This is a genomic window from Pseudomonas weihenstephanensis (assembly GCF_001043055.1).
In the GTDB taxonomy this organism is placed as follows: domain Bacteria; phylum Pseudomonadota; class Gammaproteobacteria; order Pseudomonadales; family Pseudomonadaceae; genus Aquipseudomonas; species Aquipseudomonas weihenstephanensis.
Genome location: NZ_JYLF01000006.1, coordinates 173,578 through 196,391, shown reverse-complemented (window position 1 = coordinate 196,391; position 22,814 = coordinate 173,578). Strand labels below are relative to the sequence as shown.

Annotated in this window: 18 protein-coding genes; 3 read left to right on the top strand and 15 right to left on the bottom strand. The window is 55.8% G+C overall.

What is annotated here, in order from left to right; translation table 11 throughout:
- Positions 1–83: 83 nt before the first annotated feature.
- Positions 84–1,436 (top strand): prephenate-dependent tRNA uridine(34) hydroxylase TrhP, encoded by a 1,353-nt coding sequence (gene trhP / locus TU86_RS15895; protein WP_048365282.1) that lies wholly within the window; start codon positions 84–86, stop codon positions 1,434–1,436.
- Positions 1,437–1,540: 104 nt separating this feature from the next.
- Here the strand turns inward: trhP and TU86_RS15890 are convergent, their stop codons facing one another.
- Both TU86_RS15890 and htpG read right to left on the bottom strand, forming a co-directional pair.
- Positions 1,541–2,269, bottom strand: a complete 729-nt coding sequence (locus TU86_RS15890) for a dienelactone hydrolase family protein (protein WP_048365281.1) — start codon at positions 2,267–2,269, stop codon at positions 1,541–1,543.
- Between the two features lie 59 nt (positions 2,270–2,328).
- On the bottom strand, positions 2,329–4,233 hold the full coding sequence (gene htpG / locus TU86_RS15885; protein ID WP_048365280.1) for a molecular chaperone HtpG: 1,905 nt from the start codon (positions 4,231–4,233) through the stop codon (positions 2,329–2,331).
- A gap of 335 nt (positions 4,234–4,568) precedes the next feature.
- Here htpG and TU86_RS15880 point away from each other — a divergent pair, with 335 nt between their 5' ends.
- Positions 4,569–4,838: a hypothetical protein gene (locus tag TU86_RS15880; RefSeq protein WP_048365279.1), complete on the top strand. Its 270-nt coding sequence runs from the start codon at positions 4,569–4,571 to the stop codon at positions 4,836–4,838.
- 63 nt (positions 4,839–4,901) lie between these two features.
- Here the strand turns inward: TU86_RS15880 and TU86_RS15875 are convergent, their stop codons facing one another.
- From TU86_RS15875 to sdhC, 11 genes are all read right to left on the bottom strand, one after another.
- On the bottom strand, positions 4,902–5,642 hold the full coding sequence (locus TU86_RS15875; protein WP_048365278.1) for a DUF599 domain-containing protein: 741 nt from the start codon (positions 5,640–5,642) through the stop codon (positions 4,902–4,904).
- A gap of 149 nt (positions 5,643–5,791) precedes the next feature.
- Entirely contained in the window at positions 5,792–7,105 is a 1,314-nt protein-coding gene (brnQ, locus tag TU86_RS15870; protein ID WP_048365277.1) for a branched-chain amino acid transport system II carrier protein, read from the bottom strand.
- Positions 7,106–7,477: 372 nt separating this feature from the next.
- A complete protein-coding gene (sucD, locus tag TU86_RS15865) occupies positions 7,478–8,359 on the bottom strand; it encodes a succinate--CoA ligase subunit alpha (RefSeq protein ID WP_016780174.1) in 882 nt (293 codons plus the stop codon).
- Positions 8,359–9,525, bottom strand: a complete 1,167-nt coding sequence (gene sucC / locus TU86_RS15860; RefSeq protein WP_048365276.1) for an ADP-forming succinate--CoA ligase subunit beta — start codon at positions 9,523–9,525, stop codon at positions 8,359–8,361. The genes sucD and sucC overlap by 1 nt, the downstream gene beginning before the upstream one ends.
- Before the next feature lie 226 nt (positions 9,526–9,751).
- Positions 9,752–11,188, bottom strand: a complete 1,437-nt coding sequence (lpdA, locus tag TU86_RS15855; RefSeq protein ID WP_048365275.1) for a dihydrolipoyl dehydrogenase — start codon at positions 11,186–11,188, stop codon at positions 9,752–9,754.
- Between the two features lie 106 nt (positions 11,189–11,294).
- Positions 11,295–12,512, bottom strand: coding sequence for a 2-oxoglutarate dehydrogenase complex dihydrolipoyllysine-residue succinyltransferase (gene odhB, locus TU86_RS15850; protein ID WP_048365274.1), 1,218 nt, complete (start codon positions 12,510–12,512; stop codon positions 11,295–11,297).
- A 39-nt stretch (positions 12,513–12,551) separates the two neighbouring features.
- Positions 12,552–15,383, bottom strand: a complete 2,832-nt coding sequence (locus TU86_RS15845; RefSeq protein ID WP_048365273.1) for a 2-oxoglutarate dehydrogenase E1 component — start codon at positions 15,381–15,383, stop codon at positions 12,552–12,554.
- Positions 15,384–15,643: 260 nt separating this feature from the next.
- Entirely contained in the window at positions 15,644–16,348 is a 705-nt protein-coding gene (locus TU86_RS15840; protein WP_048365272.1) for a succinate dehydrogenase iron-sulfur subunit, read from the bottom strand.
- A gap of 11 nt (positions 16,349–16,359) precedes the next feature.
- Entirely contained in the window at positions 16,360–18,135 is a 1,776-nt protein-coding gene (gene sdhA / locus TU86_RS15835; protein WP_016780168.1) for a succinate dehydrogenase flavoprotein subunit, read from the bottom strand.
- Between the two features lie 3 nt (positions 18,136–18,138).
- Positions 18,139–18,507 carry a succinate dehydrogenase, hydrophobic membrane anchor protein gene (sdhD, locus tag TU86_RS15830; RefSeq protein ID WP_003446906.1) on the bottom strand — a complete coding sequence of 123 codons (369 nt, stop codon included), beginning with the start codon at positions 18,505–18,507 and terminating at the stop codon, positions 18,139–18,141.
- Positions 18,501–18,887, bottom strand: a complete 387-nt coding sequence (gene sdhC / locus TU86_RS15825) for a succinate dehydrogenase, cytochrome b556 subunit (protein WP_070411961.1) — start codon at positions 18,885–18,887, stop codon at positions 18,501–18,503. The genes sdhD and sdhC overlap by 7 nt, the downstream gene beginning before the upstream one ends.
- 351 nt (positions 18,888–19,238) lie before the next feature.
- Between sdhC and gltA the strand changes: the two genes are divergently transcribed.
- Positions 19,239–20,528: a citrate synthase gene (gene gltA, locus TU86_RS15820; protein WP_048365271.1), complete on the top strand. Its 1,290-nt coding sequence runs from the start codon at positions 19,239–19,241 to the stop codon at positions 20,526–20,528.
- Positions 20,529–20,828: 300 nt separating this feature from the next.
- Here the strand turns inward: gltA and TU86_RS15815 are convergent, their stop codons facing one another.
- Together TU86_RS15815 and TU86_RS15810 are read right to left on the bottom strand one after the other, a co-directional pair.
- Complete coding sequence (locus TU86_RS15815; protein ID WP_048365270.1) at positions 20,829–22,487, bottom strand: cation acetate symporter; 1,659 nt, start codon at positions 22,485–22,487, stop codon at positions 20,829–20,831.
- On the bottom strand, positions 22,484–22,795 hold the full coding sequence (locus TU86_RS15810; protein ID WP_048365269.1) for a DUF485 domain-containing protein: 312 nt from the start codon (positions 22,793–22,795) through the stop codon (positions 22,484–22,486). The genes TU86_RS15815 and TU86_RS15810 overlap by 4 nt, the downstream gene beginning before the upstream one ends.
- Positions 22,796–22,814 lie beyond the last annotated feature (19 nt).

Here is a 22,814-nt window from a genome sequence, read left to right as displayed (position 1 = left end):
TTGCTGCATAAAGCATAGATCCAGATCAACATTGCGCCGTTTGAGCTCGACTACCATCGCGCCCTTTTGCGAATGGCTCGACTATGTCCCTTGCACCGCCCGAACTCCTCGCCCCCGCCGGCACCCTGAAAAACATGCGTTATGCCTTCGCTTATGGCGCCGATGCCGTGTACGCAGGCCAGCCGCGCTACAGCCTGCGGGTGCGCAATAACGAATTCGACCATGACAATCTGGCCGTTGGCATCAAAGAAGCCCAAGCCCTGGGCAAACGTTTTTACGTGGTCGTGAACATTGCACCGCACAACGCCAAATTACGCACGTTCCTCAAGGATCTGGAGCCGGTAATCGCGATGGCGCCGGACGCGCTGATCATGTCAGACCCGGGCCTGATCATGCTGGTGCGCAAACACTTCCCGCAGATGCCGATTCACTTGTCTGTGCAGGCCAACACGGTGAACTGGGCCAGTGTTGAGTTCTGGCACCAACAAGGCTTGAGCCGGATCATTTTGTCGCGTGAACTGTCACTGGAAGAAATCGAAGAAATTCGCCAAAAAGTCCCTGATATGGAGCTGGAGATTTTCGTACATGGCGCGCTATGCATGGCCTACTCCGGCCGATGCCTATTGTCCGGCTACATGAACAAGCGCGACGCGAATCAGGGCAGTTGCACCAATGCGTGCCGCTGGAAATACGAGGCCACACCGGCCACAGAGAACGAACTGGGCAATGTGGTGCAGATTGTAGAACCGCCGGTAGAGCCGACCCTGGGCATTGGTGCGCCAACGGATGAGGTATTCGTGCTGCATGAGGCAAACCGCCCTGATGAGCCGATGGCTGCCTTTGAGGACGAGCATGGTACCTACATCATGAACTCCAAAGACCTACGCGCGGTGCAACACGTCGCACGCCTGACGCAGATGGGTGTTCACTCGCTGAAAATTGAGGGCCGCACCAAGTCGCACTTTTACTGTGCTCGCGCGACACAGGTGTACCGCAAGGCCATCGATGATGCGGTGGCAGGACGTGAGTTTGATCGCAGCCTGATGACCGACCTCGAATCATTGGCACAGCGTGGGTATACCGAAGGTTTCTTGCGCCGCCATGTGCATGACGAATACCAGAATTACCTGCATGGCAGTTCACTTTCACATCGCCAGCAATTTGTCGGGGAGCTGACCGGAGAGCGTCGCAATGGTCTGGCGGAGGTCAAAGTCAAAAACCGCTTCGCCCTGGCTGATCATCTGGAATTGATGACCCCGCGCGGCAATTACCATTTTGATCTCGACCAATTGCACAACAGTGCAGGCTTGCCGATTCAAGTGGCGCCGGGGGATGGTCACACGGTGTACCTGCCCATTCCGGACCAGGTGGATTTGCGCTATGCCCTGCTGATGCGCGACTTGACCGTCACCGAGACCCTCGAACGCCCGGCTTGAATAAACACCTCTGTCGGTGCTGACGCGCTGCGCACTCAATCGCAGCCTGCGGCGGCTCCTACAGAGGAAGGTACGTGATGCCTGTGCGCAAAAGAGTCAGAGGCTCAGTCGCGGAACACTTCATCCAACAAGTTGTGCATCGCGATAAAGGCACGCTTTGCCGTCCTGGCGTCGTACATCATCTTGCCCGGTACGTTGGCGTGGGGATCTGTAAAGGAGTGCACTGCGCCACCGTAACTGGTCAATTGCCAGTCCACCCCCGCCGCTGTCATCTCTGCCTCGAACGCAGGCAGTTGTTCGTTCGGCACCAACGGGTCAGCAGCCCCGTGCAGAACCAGCACAGATCCCTTGATGCTGTTGGCGTCAATCGGGTTGGGCGTGTCCAGAGAACCGTGGAACGAGATCGCCGCTTTCAATGGCGCCCCGCCGCGTGCCAGCTCCAGTGAGCAACAGCCGCCGAAGCAGAAGCCGAACGTCGCCAGTTTGCTGCTGTCGACTTGAGCGAACGAGGTATTGCGCAACGTGTCATACGCCGCCCACATGCGCTTGCGCAGCAAAGCACGGTCATTTTTCAGCGGCATCATCGCCGCTCCCGCTTCGTCTGCATTGGCGGGGCGAATGCCTTGACCATACAAATCGGCAATCAATACGACATAACCCTGCTCGGCCACAGACTTGGCAATCTCTTGGGCCCCATCACTGATGCCCATCCAGTTAGGTGCCATCAGCAGCCCCGGCAACGGATCGACGCGGCTGGAGTCATAGGCAAGAAGGCCTTCGTAGGGTTGGCCATCAATTTGATAGACCACCGGTTGCAGCGTTATTGATTCCATCGAAAACTCCTGAATGCGAAACAAAAAAAACCCGCCGAAGCGGGTTTTTTATAGACGTCTTACGCTGACAACTCAACTAACAACTTATTTAGACGACGGACATACGCCGCCGGATCTTTCAAGCTGTCACCGGCTGCCAGTGCCGCCTGGTCGAAGAGGATGTGCGACAGGTCGCCAAAACGCTCTTCGCTCTGCTCCATATCCAGTTTTTCAATCAGCGGGTGTGCCGGGTTGAATTCAAAAATCGGTTTGGAGTCCGGCACTTTTTGGCCACTGGCTTCCAGGATTTGGCGCATTTGCAGGCCAAGGTCCTGCTCGCCGATGGCCAAAATGGCTGGAGAGTCAGTCAGACGGTGCGAGACGCGTACTTCACTGACGCTTTCGCCCAGTGCAGCTTTGATCCGCTCAACCAGACCTTCCTTAGCCTTGGCGACTTCTTCTGCGGCTTTCTTGTCTTCTTCCGAGTCCAGGTTACCCAGATCAAGATCGCCACGGGCCACGTCTACAAACGACTTGCCATCAAAATCGCTGAGGTAGCTCATCAGCCACTCGTCGATACGGTCAGTCAACAGCAGCACTTCGATGCCTTTTTTACGGAAGACTTCCAGGTGCGGGCTGTTTTTAACCTGAGCGTAGGTTTCACCGGTCAGGTAGTAGATCTTGTCCTGGCCTTCTTTGGCACGCTCAAGATACTGCGCCAGGGAAACCGTTTGCTCGCCACCGTCTTCGTGGGTCGAAGCAAAGCGCAGCAGGCTGGCGATTTTTTCTTTGTTGGCGAAATCCTCAGCCGGGCCTTCTTTAAGCACCTGACCGAAGTTTTTCCAGAAACCCTGATATTTTTCCGGCTCGTTCTTCGCTAGCTTCTCCAGCATGTCGAGCACGCGCTTGGTCAGCGCGGACTTCATGGAGTCGATGATCGGGTCTTTTTGCAGAATTTCACGCGACACGTTCAACGACAGGTCGTTGGAGTCAACTACACCTTTGATAAAACGCAGGTACAGCGGCAAGAACGACTCAGCCTGATCCATAACGAATACACGCTGTACGTACAGCTTCAGGCCTTTAGGCGCTTCACGCTGGTACAGGTCGAACGGTGCACGGGCCGGAACGTAGAGCAGCGAGCTGTATTCCAGCTTGCCTTCAACCTTGTTGTGGCTCCACGCCAGCGGGTTCTCGAAGTCGTGTGCGATGTGCTTGTAGAACTCCTGATACTCCTCGTCTTTGACTTCAGTACGAGGACGGGTCCACAAAGCACTGGCGCGGTTGACGGTTTCCCATTCCAGCGCAGGTACTTCTCCGCCTTCAGCCACGGTCTGCTCTTTAGGCAGCTCGATCGGCAAGGCAATGTGATCGGAATACTTTTTGATGATATTGCGCAGACGCCAACCGTCAGCGAACTCTTCTTCGCCCGGTTTTAGGTGCAGAACGATTTTGGTGCCGCGCTCAGGCTTGTCGATATTGGCGACTTCGAACTCGCCTTCGCCTTTGGAGGACCAGTGCACGCCTTCGCTTGCAGGTGTACCTGCACGACGGCTGTAAACATCCACTTTGTCCGCCACGATAAAGGCTGAGTAGAAGCCCACACCGAATTGACCGATCAGGTGCGAGTCTTTCTTCTGATCGCCCGAGAGGTTTTTCATGAAGTCGGCTGTGCCGGATTTCGCAATCGTACCCAAGTGGGCAATCACGTCATCACGGTTCATGCCGATACCGTTGTCCTCAAGGGTGACGGTGTTGGCATCTTTGTCGAAGCTCACACGGATCTTCAGTTCATCGCCGCCTTCCAGCAGTTCTGGCTTGGACAGCGCTTCAAAGCGTAATTTGTCGACCGCGTCGGAGGCGTTCGAGATCAATTCGCGAAGGAAGATTTCCTTGTTGGAGTACAGCGAATGGATCATGAGGTGCAGCAGTTGTTTAACCTCGGTCTGAAAACCCAGGGTTTCTTTTTGAGTGTCCACGCTCATTGTTATAAAGCTCCAATTAGATGGCATGTGCCACGCCCTAGAGGGTTGGCGGCGGGATGTCATAAAAGTTGGGGCTGACGGTGAAAATTCAAGGCCGCACGTCAAAACAACCCACCAGTACTTTTTACAGAATGTTGAAGCACTGACTCGACACGCTCTAAACGAGGCATCCGGGGTAGGCGCCAGGTCATTTATTAATCTGCTTGGCTTGGCAGCCGGGGACTGCGTAGAATCCGCGCGCGGCATGCACTTATATATCTGCACGCCCAAGGAACTTAAGCTATTGGCCTGTGCTCAAACGGCCGGTAGATCTACTCAATAAGGAGAAACACCCCATGCGTAAGACTTTCGCTGTTGCTTTGATGTTGGCTGCTTCCCTCGGTCTCGCTGCTTGCGACAAAAAATCCGAAGACAAAGCACAAGACGCTACTCAGCACGCTGAGCAAGCTCAAGAAAAAATGAATGAAGCACAAGACAAAGTGAACGAAGCTGCAAAAGAAAACGCTGAAGCCGCTAAAGATCAGGCTGAGTCGAACAAAGCGGCTGCTGAAGAAGCAGCTCCAGTTGCACCGGCTGCTCCAGAAGCAGCACCTGCTACCAAGTAATTCATTTACCTGGCGGCAAAAGAAAGCCCGCTTCGTGCGGGCTTTACTCTGTCTGCTGTTTGCTCAGAGGGCAGAATCCTTGGCGGATTCAGGCGCAGGCGCTTCAGTCGGGGTATAGAACATCACACTCAGTACGTCGGAATGAAACTCGCGGCGATACAACACCACAACGACCCCTGCACTCATCAACATAAATAACCAGGGGCTGACAAACCAGGCCAGCATGGTCATGCCGAAATAGTAGGCGCGCAGCCCAAAGTTGAACTGGTTAGCGGCCATCGAAATCACTTTGGCGGCGCGTAGCGCAAATGCCTTGCGTTCTTGTTCCGTCACATCGCGCTCACCGATCATCGGTGCCGAGCCGATCAGAATCGCGGCAAAGTTGTATTGGCGCATGCACCAACTGAACGTGAAAAAGGCGTACACGAAGACCAGCGCCAGGCACAGCAACTTGATCTCTGACATACCCTGCGAGGCTTGCTGCACCATCGGAATATCGGCCAGCAGTGACACAGCGCGCTCCGAGGCGCCCAGTACTGTCAAAATACCCGCCAGAATAATCAACGTGCTGGAGGCGAAAAACGATGCGTTACGCTCCAGATTGCCAATCACGCTGGCATCGGCGATACGGTTGTCCCGCAACAGCATGCGGCGCATCCAGTCTTTGCGGTACAGGTGCAACACACTGGCCAGGCAGGCGGTGTCCCGGGCTTTGAAGGTCGCGTAGCGGGTGTAGCCGCCCCAACACACCACAAACCATAAAGCTGCCAGCAGATGGATCAAATTGGACTGAATGAACGACATGGGATATCCCGAAGCGCGTGAGGTGAACGTTATGCACCTGAGTTCGACGCTTTGCCCAGCAAAAAGACACGCCCATAAAAAATGCCCTGTATCTAATTGATACAGGGCATTTTTGTTGATTCAGTGCAAGCTTTTGGCTTGCTGAACACTTAAGCCAACGCTTGTTGAGGCTTACCCAGCATGCGATCGCAAATGAATGCACCGAGCAAGACCACCAGCGACGGCACAAGCCACGCCAGACCTTGTTCGCTGAAAGGCATATTGGCCAGGCGGGTCGGAATCCATTCAGCCAGGCCAGCGCCCTTGAGCGCATCAATCGAGCCGAAGATAAACGACACCAGCATCACCGGGCCCACAATCCGCGCCTGTGCATGCCACAGACCTTTGCAGAAGCTCAACGCAACCAGCACGATGCACGGCGGGTAGATAGCGGTCAGCAACGGAATCGAGAACGCGATTAACTGCGTCAACCCCAGGTTCGACACACCCAGTGAGAACACGGCCAGAATCACCACCAGCGTCTTGTACGAAAGCGGCAGCACGGTGCTGAAGTATTCAGCGCACGCACAGGTCAGGCCGACCGCCGTTACCAGACAGGCCAAGGCAATCAGTACGGCCAGGAAACCGCTGCCCAGCGAGCCAAAGGTATGTTGAACATACGCGTGCAGAACGGCCGCGCCATTGGTTGCACCCGCGGCCACTTCGTGACTGCCAGCACCGAGGCGGAAAAGGCTGACATAAACCAGTGCCAGACCCACACCTGCGATCAGGCCCGCAATGATGGCGTAACGGGTGATCAGCTTGGGTGACTCAACGCCACGGGAACGGATCGCGTTAACAATCACGATGCCGAATACCAAAGCGCCCAAGGTGTCCATGGTCAGATAGCCATTGATGAACCCTTGAGAGAACGGTGCTGCCACGTATTCCGGGGTTGCCACGCCAATGTCACCAGCGGGCAAAGCGAAAGCGGCAATACCGAGAATCGCCAGTGCAATGATTTTCAGGGGCGCCAGAAAACGGCCCACGGTATCAAGCAGACGGCCTGGGTACAGCGACACAAAGAACACGATCAGGAAGTACACCGAGCTGTACAAAAACAACGCCAGCGGGCTTTCACCGGTCAACGGCGCAAGGCCGACTTCAAACGAGACCGTAGCGGTACGTGGCGTGGCGAACAACGGCCCCACCGCCAAATACGCGACAGCGGCCAGCAAACCGCCAGCAATTTTACCAATCGGGCTGCTAAGTGCATCCATGCCACCCCCGACTTTGGCCAGGGCAACAACGGTGATGACCGGCAGGCCTACCGCAGTGAGCAGAAAGCCCAATGCAGCGATCCAGACATTAGGTCCGGCTTGCAGGCCAACGATCGGCGGGAAAATGATGTTGCCAGCCCCAACGAACAGGGCAAATGTCATAAACCCAAGTGCCAGGATGTCCTGGCCTTTCAATACTTTCATTACGGAAATACCACACTACTGAATCGGAATTTAGAGGGGAATTTCCCGTGCGGATGTGGGAAATGCTGTCGAACTGTATAAGTCCAACCCGTCTAGCGCGCGGCTTCCTTGTGGGATGCGTACGCAGATTTGGCTGCCAGATTACCGAGTTTTTTCCTGTAACGCACTGTTGCAGGGCGTTCTGTCCGATGAACGCACGCAGTTGTCGCCTGAATGACATCTAAATTTGGTTCGGTGTGATTTCCATGCCGCGAACTCTTGTTTTCCTATGCAACTATCACCTGGGACTGCCGAGTTTAGGGTATCTGTAAACGCACAAAGGCCACCCGAAGGTGGCCTTTGCCTGGTGTAGCGATCAGTTAAGCGAGAGGCTTACTTGATTGCCCAGCCAGTCAGCTCGGACAGAGCCTTGCCGATGTCTGCCAGCGAACGCACGGTTTTAACGCCTGCGTCTTCCAGGGCAGCAAACTTCTCGTCTGCTGTGCCCTTGCCGCCAGAGATGATTGCGCCCGCATGACCCATGCGCTTGCCCGCAGGGGCAGTCACACCAGCGATGTAGGAAACAACCGGCTTGGTCACGTTTGCCTTGATGTAGGCAGCCGCTTCTTCTTCAGCCGAACCGCCGATCTCACCGATCATGACGATCGCTTCGGTCTTCGGGTCTTCCTGGAACAACTTCAGGATGTCGATGAAGTTGGAACCCGGGATCGGGTCACCACCGATGCCTACGCAAGTCGACTGACCGAAACCGGCGTCAGTAGTTTGCTTAACAGCTTCGTAAGTCAGGGTGCCGGAACGCGACACGATGCCTACTTTGCCTGGCAAGTGAATGTGACCTGGCATGATGCCGATCTTGCATTCGCCTGGCGTGATAACGCCTGGGCAGTTAGGGCCGATCAGGGTAACACCCAGTTCGTCGCACTTAACTTTAGCGTCCAGCATGTCCAGGGTAGGAATGCCTTCGGTGATGCAAACGATCAGCTTGATGCCGCCGAATGCTGCTTCAAGGATGGAATCCTTGCAGAAAGGAGCCGGTACGTAGATAACGCTGGCGGTTGCGCCAGTGGCCGCTACAGCTTCTTTCACGGTGTTGAAAACAGGCAGGTCCAGGTGAGTGGTGCCGCCTTTGCCCGGAGTAACGCCACCCACCATCTTGGTGCCGTATTCGATGGCTTGCTGGGTGTGGAAGCTGCCCTGCGAACCAGTGATGCCCTGGCAGATAACTTTGGTGTCTTTATTGATCAGGACGCTCATTACTTGCCCTCCGCAGCTTTAACAACTTGTTGAGCAGCGTCGGTCAAGCTGGTAGCAGCGATGATGTTCAAACCGCTTTCTGCCAGTACTTTAGCGCCCAGATCAGCGTTGTTGCCTTCAAGGCGCACAACTACCGGGATTTTCACGCCGACTTCTTTCACTGCACCGATGATGCCTTCGGCAATCATGTCGCAACGAACGATGCCGCCGAAGATGTTAACCAGTACTGCGGCGACATTGCTGTCGGACAGAATGATTTTGAACGCTTCGGTAACACGTTCTTTGGTAGCACCGCCGCCAACGTCGAGGAAGTTGGCTGGCTTGCCGCCATGCAGGTTAACGATGTCCATGGTGCCCATGGCCAGACCAGCGCCGTTAACCATGCAGCCGATGTTGCCTTCCAGCGCTACGTAGTTCAGTTCGAACTTGGCAGCGTGCGCTTCGCGCGGATCGTCTTGCGACGGATCGTGGAACGTTTTCAGCTTGGGCTGACGGTACATGGCGTTTGCGTCGATGTTGATTTTTGCATCGAGGCAGTGCAGGTCGCCGTCAGTCTTGATAACCAGCGGGTTCACTTCCAGCAGCGCCAGATCGTGATCCTTGAACAGCTTGGCCAGGCCTACGAAGATCTTGGCAAACTGAGCAACTTGCTTGCCTTCCAGACCCAGCTGGAAAGCCAGCTCGCGACCCTGGAATGGCTGAGCGCCAACCAGTGGATCGATAGTGGCTTTCAGAATTTTTTCTGGAGTGTCGTGAGCGATTTTCTCGATGTCCACGCCACCTTCGGTGGACGCCATGAACACGATGCGACGGCTCGAACGGTCAACGACAGCGCCCAGGTACAGCTCTTTAGCGATATCAGTGCACGATTCAACCAGGATCTTGGTGACCGGCTGACCATTGGCATCAGTCTGGTAAGTCACCAGACGCTTGCCCAACCACTGTTGTGCAAACGCTTTAGCGTCTTCTTTGCTGCGAACCAGCTTTACGCCGCCCGCTTTACCGCGACCACCTGCGTGAACCTGAGCTTTTACAACCCATTCGGTCCCGCCGATTTTGTCGCAAGCTTCTGCGGCCGCTTCCGGGGTGTCTACTGCATAACCCTGGGATACTGGCAGGCCGTATTCAGCGAACAGCTGCTTACCCTGATACTCGTGAAGATTCATGCTTTTTACCGTCTTCGTTAGGTACTGCGCATTCGGCGCTGCACTTTTATTAGTGCCGCACCACCTGTGACTGCTGCTTGTGCTGTTTCAACACCCCCAGCACCCGCGAAAGCAGGGCCGGGCCTGTTTGACAAAAGACAAGACTGCGTCCGGCGGAAGTTCCGCGGTGAGGCTTGCAAGCAAGGCTCACGACGGGCAAACCGCCGTGGTTTCTTATTGTCTGGTCTTAACGTTTCTTACGGTTGGCAATGTGGATGGCGCCGCCATTCACTGCCAGCGCTGCTTCGTGCAACGCTTCGGACAGGGTTGGATGGGAGAAAACCATCATGCCCAGATCCTCGGCACTGGTGCCGAATTCCATACCGATTGCGCCCTGCTGTACCAGCTCTGCTGCGCTCGGGCCAATCACGTGGACGCCCAGTACGCGGTCAGTTTTGGCATCAGCAATGACTTTTACAAAGCCACCGGTGTCGTTTGCTGCCATGGCACGGCCACTGGCTGCGAACGGGAAGGTGCCGACGTTAACTTCAACGCCTTCAGCTTTCAAGGCCTGTTCGGTTTTACCGACCCACGCGATCTCCGGGTGAGTGTAAATAACCGATGGAATCAGGTCGTAGTTCATCTCGGTCTTGTGACCTTTGATGCGCTCAACCACCATGATGCCTTCTTCGGACGCTTTGTGAGCCAGCATCATGCCGCGTACCACGTCACCGATGGCGAATACGCCCGGAACGCTGGTGGCGCAATGATCGTCAACAAACACGAAACCGCGCTCATCGATGGTCACACCGCTGTCAGCTGCCAGCAGTTCAGTGGTCACCGGACGGCGACCCACCGCTACGATCAGCTTGTCGAAGGTGATGGTCTGTTCGCCGTTGGCATCGGTGTAGGTCACAACGACTTCGTCGCCGTTAACCTTGGAACCGGTTACGCGAGCGCCCAGCTTGATGTCCAGACCTTGTTTGGTCAGGGTTTTGTAGGCTTCTTTGGACACAGCAGCATCAGCTGCCATCAGGAACGTGTCCAACGCTTCCAGAACAGTCACTTCGGCGCCCAGGCGGGACCATACCGAACCCAGCTCCAGACCGATAACACCTGCGCCGATCACGCCCAGACGCTTAGGCACCGACTGGAATTCCAGTGCGCCAGTCGAATCAACGATGACGTTGTTGTCTACAGGTGCTGGCGGAATGTCGATCGGACGCGAACCCGAGGCCAGAATCACGTTCTCGGCTTCGATGATTTCTACGCTGCCGTCTGGCTTGGTCAGCTCTACACGCTTGCCGGCCAGCAGTTTGCCGTGGCCTTGCAGGGAAGTAACGCCGTTCGCCTTGAACAGGGTGGCAACGCCGGAAGTCAGACCTTTAACGATGTTGGCTTTGCGGCCGACCATCGCTGGCACGTCCATGTTCACTTCACCGGTGGTGATACCGTGAATGGCGAACGCATCTTTAGCTTCGTGATACTTCCAGGAGCTGTCCAGCAGCGCCTTGGATGGAATGCAGCCAACGTTCAGGCAAGTACCGCCCAGCGCCAGTTTGCCTTCCTTGTCGGTGTATTTTTCGATGCATGCAGTCGAAAGGCCCAGTTGCGCGGCCTTGATGGCTGCAACGTAGCCGCCAGGGCCCGCACCAATCACTACAACGTCAAATTTCTGAGACATGTAAAAGAATCCTCTTTTAGCGACACGCTTCAAGCCGACCGCTGCAAGTCAGAACCCGGTCGCGAACGACTGAAGGCTCCAGACTTGCAGCGCAGGGCTGCTTCTATCAGATATCCAGCAGCAGACGCGCTGGATCTTCCAGCAGGTTTTTGATTGCTACCAGGAAACTTACAGCTTCTTTGCCATCGATCAAACGGTGATCGTAAGACAAAGCCAAATACATCATCGGACGGATAACGACCTGACCGTTGATTGCCATTGGGCGCTGAAGAATGTTGTGCATGCCCAAGATCGCAGCCTGTGGCGGGTTGACAATCGGGGTCGACATCATCGAACCGAAAGTACCACCGTTGGTGATCGTGAACGTACCGCCGGTCATTTCGTCGATCGACAGTTTGCCGTCACGGGCTTTCTTGCCGTAAGCGGCAATGCCGCCTTCGATTTCAGCCAGGCTCATCAGTTCTGCGTTACGCAGAACCGGAACCACCAGACCACGGTCGCTGGAAACAGCCACACCGATGTCGGCGAAGCCGTGGTAAACGATGTCGGAACCGTCGATCGAAGCGTTAACCGCCGGGAAGCGTTTCAGCGCTTCGGTGGCCGCTTTAACGAAGAACGACATGAAGCCCAGGCGTACGCCGTTGTGGGACTTCTCGAACAGGTCCTTGTACTTCGAACGCAGCGCCATGATTTCGGTCATGTCCACTTCGTTGAAGGTGGTCAGCATCGCCATGTTCGACTGTGCTTCAACCAGACGCTTGGCCACGGTGGCGCGAACGCGGGTCATCGGTACACGTTTTTCAACGCGGTCGCCAGCAGCGAATACCGGAGCAGCAGCGGCAGGCGCGGCGGCCTTGGCAGGTGCAGCAGCAGGCGCGGCCTTTTTGGCAGCAACAGCCGCGACTACGTCTTCCTTGGTCACACGACCGCCTTTGCCAGTACCGGCAACGGAAGCAATGTTGATACCGTTTTCTTCAGCGATCTTGCGCGCAGCCGGAGCAGCAACCGGATCGTCTTCGCCATCAGCGGCAGGTGCAGCAGCCTGGGCAGCCGGTGCAGCGCCAGCGGCTGGTGCGGCAGCAGCGCCGCCTTCAACGATGGAACCCAGCACTTCGTCGGACAGAACAGTGTCGCCTTCGTTCTTGACGATAGCGCCCAGCACGCCATCAGCCGTGGCCAGCACTTCCAGCACAACCTTGTCGGTTTCGATATCAACGATCAGGTCGTCACGCTTTACTGCGTCGCCGGGTTGCTTGTGCCAAGTGGCAACGGTGCCGTCGGCAACCGATTCCGGAAAAGTTGGGGCTTTAATCTCGATAGCCATGTTCGTGGTTCCTTTAATTCGGTTCAGTGCGCGAAGGCGTTAATCAGTAAACGCGTCTTGCAACAGTTTGGCCTGTTGCTCAGCGTGCATCGATGCATAACCACAAGCAGGTGCAGCAGAAGCGTCACGGCCCGCGTACTCAAGTACGAGCGACTTGTCGTGACCGCCAATGATGCGGCGCATGTGATGTTGGCTGCAGTACCAGGCACCCTGGTTCATCGGCTCTTCCTGACACCAAACAATGTGTTTGAGGTTTTTGTACGGAGCCAGGACTTCAATCAAGTCGTCCTCAGGGAATGGGTACAGCTGCTCAAGACGCACGATGGCGATGTCTTCACGACCTTCGGCACGGCGTTTTTCCAGCAGGTCGTAATAGACCTTGCCGCTACACAGCACGATGCGATCGACCTTGGCCGGATCTTGTGCATCGATCTCTGGAATAACGGTCTGGAACGAACCCTCGGCCAGGTCTTCCAGGGTCGAAACGGCCAGTTTGTGACGCAACAACGACTTGGGTGTCAGCACAATCAGCGGCTTGCGCAGCGGACGGATAACCTGACGGCGCAGCAAATGGTAGATCTGCGCTGGCGTGGTCGGCACGCACACCTGAATGTTGTGCTCGGCACACAGTTGCAGGTAACGCTCAAGACGTGCCGAGGAGTGCTCAGGGCCCTGACCTTCATAACCGTGTGGCAGCAGCATGGTCAGACCGCACAGGCGACCCCACTTGTGCTCGCCGCTGGTGATGAACTGGTCAATCACAACTTGTGCACCGTTGGCAAAGTCGCCGAACTGGGCTTCCCAGATCACCAGCGCGTTTGGCGTGGTGGTCGAGTAACCGTATTCGAATGCCAGTACGGCTTCTTCCGACAGCAACGAGTCGTACAGGTCAAAACGTGGCTGACCTTCGTACAGGTGCTGAAGCGGAATGTAGGTGCCCGCATCTTTCTGATTGTGCAACACGGCGTGACGGTGCGAGAACGTACCGCGGCCGATGTCTTGACCGGTCATGCGGATCGGATGACCTTCGAACGCCAGGGTCGCGTATGCCATGGTTTCGGCATAACCCCAGTTGATCGGCAGGCCGCCGGCTTGCATTTTTTGACGGTCTTCGTAGATCTTCGCAACCTGGCGCTGTACCACGAAGCCTTCTGGAATTTCCAGCAGCTTGGCGGACAGTTCTTGCAGGGTTTTGAGATCAAAACGCGTGTCGTGACGCGCCGTCCAGGCGTGGCCCAGATATGGACGCCAGTCAACGAACAGCTCTTTGTTCGGCTCTTTGACCAGACTTTTCACAACATGCAGACCATTGTCCAGCGCGTTGCGGTATTCGTCGATCTTGGCCTGAACGCGTTCTGCGTCAACCACTTGCTCTTGTGTCAGACGCTCGGCATACAGCTCACGAGTGGTGCGCTGCTTGGCGATTTGCTGATACATCAGCGGCTGCGTACCGTTTGGCTCGTCGGCCTCGTTGTGACCGCGACGGCGGTAGCAGAACAGGTCGATTACGACGTCGCGCTTGAACTGCATGCGGTAGTCGATAGCCAACTGGGTCACGAACAATACGGCTTCCGGATCATCACCATTCACATGGAGGATCGGCGCCTGAATCATTTTCGCGACGTCAGTGCAGTACTCGGTAGAACGGGAATCTTCCGGGTTGCTGATGGTGAAGCCAACCTGGTTGTTGATCACCAGATGCACCGTACCGCCCGTCTTGAAGCCGCGGGTCTGCGACATCTGGAAGGTTTCCATGACCACGCCCTGACCTGCGAAAGCAGCATCACCGTGGATGGAAATTGGCAGTACTTTCTCACCAGTCTTGTCGTTACGACGATCCTGACGTGCACGTACAGACCCTTCAACCACAGGAGAAACGATCTCCAAATGGGAAGGGTTAAACGCCATTGCCAGGTGAACTTCGCCACCGGAGGTCATGACGTTGGAGGAGAAGCCCTGGTGGTATTTAACGTCACCGGAACCCAGCTCGATCTTCTTCTTGCCTTCGAACTCGTCGAACAATTCGCGCGGGTTTTTACCGAAGGTGTTCACCAATACGTTCAGACGACCACGGTGGGCCATGCCGATGACGACTTCTTTGGTGCCGTAGTTGCCCGAACGCTGGATCAGTTCGTCCAGCAAAGGAATCAGGCTCTCGCCGCCTTCCAGGCCGAAACGCTTGGTGCCGGGGTATTTGGTACCCAGGTATTTTTCCAGACCTTCAGCAGCCGTGACGCGCTCAAGCAGATGGCTTTTGACATCTGCCGAATACGTTGGGCGGCCGCGCACGCTTTCGAGGCGCTGTTCAAACCAGTGGCGCTGCTCGGAATCGACGATGTGCGTGAACTCTGCGCCAATGGTGCGGCAATATGTCTGCTGCAACGCTTCGAGAATTTCGCGTAGGCTCGCTTCCTCTTTGCCGATGTACAGGTCGCCGGCACGGAAGGTCGTATCAAGATCGGCATTGGTCAAGCCGTAATGATTGATCGACAGGTCTGCAGGTGCAGGACGCTGCCACAGCCCCAGCGGATCAAGCTGGGCTGCCTGGTGGCCGCGCATCCGATAGGCCTGGATCAATCGCAGCACTTCAACCTGCTTCTTCTCGTGCTCACTGCTCACGCTCCCGGCGGAAACCGGTTGGGCGCGGCGCTGGTTCTTTGCCAGCAGCACGAAATGGTCGCGGATTGTGGAGTGCGAAACATCGTTGGCAGAGTTGCCGTCAGTCGGCAACGTCTGAAATTTGGTGCGCCATTCTTCTGGCACAGCGTTAGGGTCGTGCAGGTAGAGCTCATAGAGCTCTTCCACATAGGCAGCGTTACCACCTGAAAGATAGCCGCTGTTCCACATGCGCTGCATCACGCTTTCTTGCATGCTTGGTCACCCTCGGTTAGGGGACACCATCGACGAGAACACCAGAGCACGCTTGAGAAAGTCCGAATACAGCGACTAAAACAAGCCACTTAGGATCACGCTGATAGTCCGGGTACCAGCCCGGATGCCCCTGCTGGTCTCATTTCTTCAAAATAAGAGCCGCAACTTTGTGAGCTGCTGCTCAGGTTATAACTACGGCGCCGGTTGAAGCCTGCGCCGTAGCATCTACGGTTACAGCGATCTACGTTACAGCTTGTGTATCAAACGCCGCTTTGCAGCAGCATGCTACGCACGTGACCGATGGCCTTAGTCGGGTTCAAGCCCTTCGGACACACGTTGACGCAGTTCATGATCCCGCGGCAGCGGAATACGCTGAACGGGTCATCCAGTGAAGCCAGACGCTCGCTGGTCTTGGTGTCACGGCTGTCAGCCAGGAATCGATAGGCTTGCAGCAGTGCAGCAGGGCCCAGGAACTTGTCCGGGTTCCACCAGAAGGACGGGCAGGAGGTCGAGCAGCAAGCGCACAGGATGCACTCGTACAGACCGTCGAGCTTTTCACGCTCTTCTGGCGATTGCAGACGTTCGATGGCCGGGGCCGGCGTATCGTTCTGCAGGAACGGCTTCACCTTCTCGTATTGCTTGTAGAAGATGCTCATATCGACGACCAGGTCACGGATAACCGGCAAACCTGGCAGAGGACGAACGATCAGCTTGTTGCCTTTAACGACAGCGGACAGTGGCGTTACGCACGCCAGGCCGTTTTTGCCGTTGATGTTCATGCCGTCGGAGCCGCAAACGCCCTCACGGCAAGAGCGACGATAGGAGAAACCTTCGTCCTGCTCTTTGATCAGGGCCAGTACGTCCAGCACCATCAGGTCTTTACCGTTGGTATTGACCTGGAACTCCTGCATGAACGGCGCAGCGTCTTGATCCGGGTTGTAGCGATAAACACTGACTTTCAACATATCGGCCACCCTTAGTAAGTCCGAACCATAGGTTCGAAGGTCGGAACGGTTTTCGGCGAGAAGTTCACCGCACGTTTGGCTACGCGCTTGTCACCCGGGAAGTACAGGGTGTGGCACAGCCAGTTAACGTCGTCACGATCTTCGAAGTCTTCGCGGGCGTGAGCACCGCGCGATTCTTTACGAACTTCAGCAGCGATTGCAGTCGCTTCAGCCACTTCGAGCAGGTTTTGCAGCTCAAGGGCTTCGATACGGGCCGTGTTGAACGCCTGGCTCTTATCGTTGATTTTCACGTTGGCAATGCGCTTGCGCAGATCAGCCAGCTGGGCAATACCCTTCTGCATGTATTCGCCAGTGCGGAATACACCGAAGTAGTTCTGCATGCAGCTTTGCAGTTCTTTACGCAGGGTTGCCACGTCTTCGCCGTCAGTACGCGAGTTCAGGCCGTCCAGACGTGCCAGCGCAGCGTCGATATCGGACTGGCGTGGGCGCGCATAATCGACGCCTTCTTTCAGGGTCTGCTCAAGGAACAGGCCGGCAGCACGACCGAACACCACCAGGTCGAGCAACGAGTTACCGCCCAGACGGTTGGCACCGTGAACCGATACGCACGCCACTTCACCCACTGCGAACAGGCCAGGGATGATCTGGTCGTTGCCGTCGGCATCCTGAGTGATTGCCTGACCATGAATGTTGGTGGCAACGCCGCCCATCATGTAGTGGCAAGTTGGAACTACTGGAACCGGAGCCAGTACCGGGTCAACGTGAGCGAATGTCTTGGACAGTTCGCAGATGCCTGGCAGACGGCTGTGCAGAACTTCCTCACCGAGGTGATCGAGTTTCAACATGACGTGGTCGCCATCTGGACCGCAGCCGTTGCCCGCGATGATTTCTTTAACCATCGAGCGAGCCACGACGTCACGACCAGCAAGGTCTTTAGCGTTCGGCGCATAGCGCTCCATGAAACGCTCGCCGTGCTTGTTGATCAGGTATCCACCTTCACCACGGCAACCTTCGGTAACCAGTACACCGGCGCCGGCAATACCGGTTGGGTGGAACTGCCACATTTCGATGTCTTGTACCGGCACGCCAGCACGCAGCGCCATACCAATACCGTCACCGGTGTTGATCAAGGCGTTGGTGGTCGAGGAGTAGATACGGCCTGCACCGCCAGTCGCCAATACAGTGGCATTGGCACGAACGTACGAGGTTTCGCCGGTTTCGATGCAGATAACGATCATGCCGACAAAATCGCCAGCTTCGTTCTTCACCAGATCGACGCCGTAGTATTCGTTCAGGAATACGGTGCCGGCCTTCAGGTTGGCTTGATACAGGGTGTGCAACAGCGCGTGACCGGTACGGTCAGCCGCAGCGCAAGTCCGCGCAGCCTGGCCGCCTTTACCGAAGTCCTTGGACTGACCACCGAAAGGACGCTGGTAGATGCGGCCTTGCTCGGTACGGGAGAATGGCAGACCCATGTGCTCCAGTTCGAATACGGCTTCAGGGCCTACGGAACACATGTATTCGATAGCGTCCTGGTCACCGATATAGTCGGAACCCTTGACGGTGTCGTACATGTGCCAGCGCCAGTCATCGTTTGGATCTGCAGAGGCGATTGCGCAGGTAATGCCACCCTGAGCCGAAACGGTGTGGGAGCGGGTCGGGAAGACCTTGGTGATTACAGCAGTCTTGTGACCGCCTTGTGCCAGCTGCAAAGCAGCACGCATGCCAGCACCGCCGCCACCAATAATAATGGCGTCAAACGAAAGTGTATTAACTGTGTTAGCCATGAATCAGATACCCCAAAGAATCTGCACACCCCAGACGAAGTAAGCGAACATTGCAACGCCGCAAACTGCCTGGAAGAGGAAACGTACTGCGGTCGCGGACTTGCCCAGCGCCATTGGCGTCAGGTAGTCGGTCGCGATGGTCCACATGCCGACCCAGGCGTGAGCGCCGAGTGCAACAAGGGCCAGCAGGCTGAAGATACGCATCCAGTTGCTTGCAAACAGCTCATGCCATTGGGCGTAGCCAATGCCAGGGTTCGCAACGAGGTATCCGATCAGGAAAATGAAGTAAGCCGCTAGAACGACCGCAGACACACGCTGTGCCATCCAGTCATAGAGGCCCGAACGCGATAGGTTCGTAACGCTGGTTACCATATCCAAACTCCTGCCAGAACGATCATCACCACGGAAATGACGATGACAATTTTCGAGCCCAGCTTGCCGCCTTCCAGCGTCTCACCGATACCCATGTCCATGATCAAATGGCGAATACCTGCCACCAGGTGATACAGCAAGGCAGATAGCAGCCCCCACGCAACGAATTTGGCCAGCGGACTGGTCAAGCACGCCTTCACCTCGGCAAAACCTTCTTCCGAGCCCAGGGATTTGCTCAATGCATAAAGCATGATGCCCAGGCCAAGAAACAGAATGATGCCCGATACACGGTGCAGGAATGACGTAACGCCGGTGATGGGGAGTTTGATGGTCCTTAGGTCTAGGTTTACAGGTCGTTGGCTATTCACGGCTTTTTTCACACTGAAGAGCCCCTAACAATCAGGGCAAGTTTGTTGGGATGCGCACTGGTCAGGTACCCACCACCCGGGGAGTGACGACCCCCATTTAAACAGGCCCTAAAGCCTCTGGCGGTCGGCTGCCGAGTATAGACAGTTGGCTTACTAATGACAACGCAATCACCTGCCTCTAATAGCGCATTGCGCTCAGGCTATAAAAGGCGTAAACGGCAGGGATAATCGCTAAAAAACACACCTCAAAGCCTTGTACAGCAAGACTTTAGGCAAATTGACATTCAAATTTATCTCACTATAGTGGTGCGGGCCCTGCGTGGGGGGTCTGTCTGATGATTTCAAGCATAAATAGGAGGCCACATGGCTGACAAAAAAGCGCAGTTGATCATCGAGGGCGCAGCCCCCGTCGAGCTGCCCATTTTAACTGGCACCGTGGGTCCCGATGTAATCGATGTGCGAGGCCTGACGGCCACGGGCCGGTTCACATTTGACCCTGGCTTCATGTCGACCGCGTCTTGCGAGTCGAAGATCACCTATATTGATGGTGACAACGGTATCCTGCTGCACCGCGGCTACCCGATTGAACAGCTGGCCGAACACTCTGACTATCTTGAGACCGCTTATCTACTGCTGAACGGCGAACTGCCGACCGCAGAGCAGAAAGCTCAATTTGTCAGCACCGTAAAGAACCACACTATGGTTCACGAGCAGTTGAAGACCTTCTTCAACGGCTTCCGTCGTGACGCCCACCCTATGGCAGTCATGTGCGGTGTAGTCGGCGCCCTCTCGGCCTTCTACCACGACTCTCTGGACATCAATAACCCGCAGCATCGCGAGATTTCCGCGATCCGTCTGGTTGCCAAGATGCCGACCCTGGCAGCGATGGTTTACAAGTACTCCATGGGCCAACCCATGATGTACCCGCGTAACGACCTGACTTACGCCGAAAACTTCCTGCACATGATGTTCAACACGCCGTGCGAGATCAAACCGATCAGCCCGGTATTGGCCAAGGCGATGGATAAGATCTTTATCCTGCACGCCGACCACGAACAGAATGCGTCAACCTCTACCGTGCGTCTGGCAGGCTCTTCGGGTGCCAACCCGTTCGCCTGTATTGCGGCGGGCATCGCTGCACTGTGGGGCCCTGCCCACGGCGGCGCCAACGAAGCCGTGCTGACCATGCTCGACGAAATTGGCGATGTGTCCAACATCGACACGTTCATCGCCAAGGCCAAGGACAAAAACGATCCATTCAAGCTGATGGGCTTCGGTCACCGGGTTTACAAAAACCGCGACCCGCGCGCCACGGTCATGAAGAAGACGTGCGACGAAGTGCTCAAAGAGCTGGGCATTCAGAACGATCCGCAACTCGAACTGGCCATGCGCCTGGAAGAGATCGCCCTGACCGACCCTTACTTCATCGAACGCTCGCTGTACCCGAACGTCGACTTCTACTCGGGGATCATCCTCAAGGCGATCGGCATTCCAACCAGCATGTTCACCGTGATCTTCGCCCTGTCGCGTACAGTCGGCTGGATCTCGCACTGGAAAGAAATGCTCTCCAGCCCGTACAAGATTGGCCGTCCGCGCCAGCTGTACACCGGCTACGAGCAGCGTGATCTGACCCCGCTGGAAGACCGCAAGTAAGACCCTGGCGTCTTAACTGCAACAAAAACGGCCCCTGCCCTTTATATAGAGCAGGGGCCGTTTTTTTTGCGCATGCTTTGTAGCCGCTGACGCAAGAACGGGGCTGCATCCAGCGGCGCGGCCTTCGCAAACCATTCAACCGGCAAGCGTCAGATGCATCACACCTGCCGCACATACGACGATTGCCTCCTCGACCCCAGCCTCACCCCTCGCCAATAGCGACGAGACTTATCGGACCACACAAAAAATCCCCCTGTCTCACGACAGGGGGATTGTTTTCAACAGGCTGTCTAGCGCGGATTAATGATCCACCGCCCCGCTCGCCCCCAACCCTGTCTGGGAACGCACAAATTGCGGGAAGAACAGTGCCCGTTCTTTCTCGGCCGACTTGGACTTGTCAGTAATCGAGAAGAACCAGATACCCACAAACGCAATGATCATTGAGAAAAGTGCCGGGTACTCGTAAGGGAAGATAGCTTTTTCATGATGAAGGATCTGTACCCAAATGGTCGGGCCAAGGATCATCAAGCCAACAGCACTGATCAGACCCAGCCAGCCGCCAATCATGGCCCCTCGCGTGGTCAGGTTTTTCCAGTACATCGATAGCAGCAGTACCGGGAAGTTGCAGCTGGCCGCAATCGAGAACGCCAAACCAACCATGAACGCGATGTTTTGGCTTTCGAACAGAATCCCCAGGCCAATCGCCAATACGCCCAGCGCGATGGTGGTGATCTTCGAGACGCGAATCTCGTCCTTGTCGTTGGCCTTGCCCTTCTTGATGACGCTGGCATACAAGTCGTGAGACACCGCCGAGGCGCCCGCCAATGTAAGGCCCGCAACGACTGCCAGAATGGTGGCAAACGCGACCGCCGAGATAAAGCCCAGGAAGAGACTGCCACCCACTGCGTCAGCCAAATGCACCGCCGCCATGTTATTACCGCCCAACAAGGCGCCTGCAGCGTCTTTGAAAGCCGGGTTGGTACTGACCAGGATGATTGCACCAAAACCAATAATGAACGTCAGGATGTAGAAGTAACCAATAAAGCCGGTTGCATAGAACACGCTCTTACGGGCTTCTTTAGCGTCGCTCACCGTGAAGAAGCGCATCAGAATGTGCGGCAGACCCGCCGTACCAAACATCAGTGCCAGGCCGAGGGAGAAAGCAGAAATCGGGTCTTTGACCAAACCGCCCGGACTCATGATCGCTTCACCTTTAGGGTGAATCTGCACCGCTTCAGCAAACAACGCGTTGAAGTCGAAGTTGACGTGCTTCATTACCATGACGGCCATGAAGGTTGCGCCCGACAACAACAGCACCGCCTTGATGATCTGTACCCACGTAGTGGCCAGCATGCCGCCAAACAGCACGTACAGGCACATCAGGATGCCGACCAGAATGACCGCAACGTGATAATCCAGACCAAAGAGCAATTGGATCAGCTTGCCTGCACCGACCATTTGCGCGATCAGGTAAAACGCCACCACCACCAACGAACCGCAGGCAGACAAGGAGCGGATCTGAGTCTGACCCAACCGGTACGAGGCCACGTCAGCAAACGTGTACTTGCCCAAGTTGCGCAAACGCTCTGCGATCAAGAACAAAATGATGGGCCAGCCCACCAGAAAGCCGATCGAGTAGATCAGGCCATCGTAGCCAGAGGTGTACACCAGCGCGGAAATACCCAGAAAAGACGCCGCAGACATATAGTCGCCCGCAATCGCCAGACCATTCTGAAAGCCTGTGATCTTACCGCCCGCTGCGTAGTAATCCGCTGCCGACTTATTGCGCTTGGAAGCCCAATAGGTAATACACAGGGTCGCCCCCACAAAGACGACGAACATAATGATCGCCGACACGTTGAGCGGTTGTTTTTGAACTTCACCGGTCAGGGCGTCGGCTGCCCAGACGCCGGAAGACAAGGCTGCAAGGCCCAATGTTGCCAATAGACGCCGGATCATTGCGCAGCCTCCTTGAGAATTGCGTTGTTCAGGTCGTCAAATTCGCCATTGGCCCGGTGCACATAGATACCGGTCAGTATAAAAGCCGAAATAATCAGCCCCACACCAATCGGAATCCCCCAGGTGATAGACGAATCAGGGCTCAGTTTCGCCCCCATGATGTGCGACCCGTAGGCAACTAACAGGATAAAAGCGGCGTATAAGCCAAGCATGATCGCCGATAGAATCCAGGCGAAACGCTCTCTTTTCTTAACCAGCTCCTTGAAACGCGGGCTGTTTTGAATCTTGAGGTAAATGCTGTCGTTCATTATTTTTGTCCTCGCAGCA

Bases quoted from the DNA above. Each gene is read 5' to 3' on its own strand.
- sucC (WP_048365276.1), bottom strand. From the start codon at position 9,525: ATGAATCTTCACGAGTATCAGGGTAAGCAGCTGTTCGCTGAATACGGC.
- TU86_RS15875 (WP_048365278.1), bottom strand. From the start codon at position 5,642: ATGTCGTTCATTCAGTCCAATTTGATCCATCTGCTGGCAGCTTTATGG.
- TU86_RS15890 (WP_048365281.1), bottom strand. From the start codon at position 2,269: ATGGAATCAATAACGCTGCAACCGGTGGTCTATCAAATTGATGGCCAA.
- TU86_RS15840 (WP_048365272.1), bottom strand. From the start codon at position 16,348: ATGTTGAAAGTCAGTGTTTATCGCTACAACCCGGATCAAGACGCTGCG.
- TU86_RS15815 (WP_048365270.1), bottom strand. From the start codon at position 22,487: ATGATCCGGCGTCTATTGGCAACATTGGGCCTTGCAGCCTTGTCTTCC.
- sdhA (WP_016780168.1), bottom strand. From the start codon at position 18,135: ATGGCTAACACAGTTAATACACTTTCGTTTGACGCCATTATTATTGGT.
- odhB (WP_048365274.1), bottom strand. From the start codon at position 12,512: ATGGCTATCGAGATTAAAGCCCCAACTTTTCCGGAATCGGTTGCCGAC.
- htpG (WP_048365280.1), bottom strand. From the start codon at position 4,233: ATGAGCGTGGACACTCAAAAAGAAACCCTGGGTTTTCAGACCGAGGTT.
- TU86_RS15810 (WP_048365269.1), bottom strand. From the start codon at position 22,795: ATGAACGACAGCATTTACCTCAAGATTCAAAACAGCCCGCGTTTCAAG.
- trhP (WP_048365282.1), top strand. From the start codon at position 84: ATGTCCCTTGCACCGCCCGAACTCCTCGCCCCCGCCGGCACCCTGAAA.
- sdhD (WP_003446906.1), bottom strand. From the start codon at position 18,507: ATGGTAACCAGCGTTACGAACCTATCGCGTTCGGGCCTCTATGACTGG.
- TU86_RS15845 (WP_048365273.1), bottom strand. From the start codon at position 15,383: ATGCAAGAAAGCGTGATGCAGCGCATGTGGAACAGCGGCTATCTTTCA.
- sucD (WP_016780174.1), bottom strand. From the start codon at position 8,359: ATGAGCGTCCTGATCAATAAAGACACCAAAGTTATCTGCCAGGGCATC.
- TU86_RS15880 (WP_048365279.1), top strand. From the start codon at position 4,569: ATGCGTAAGACTTTCGCTGTTGCTTTGATGTTGGCTGCTTCCCTCGGT.
- gltA (WP_048365271.1), top strand. From the start codon at position 19,239: ATGGCTGACAAAAAAGCGCAGTTGATCATCGAGGGCGCAGCCCCCGTC.
- lpdA (WP_048365275.1), bottom strand. From the start codon at position 11,188: ATGTCTCAGAAATTTGACGTTGTAGTGATTGGTGCGGGCCCTGGCGGC.
- brnQ (WP_048365277.1), bottom strand. From the start codon at position 7,105: ATGAAAGTATTGAAAGGCCAGGACATCCTGGCACTTGGGTTTATGACA.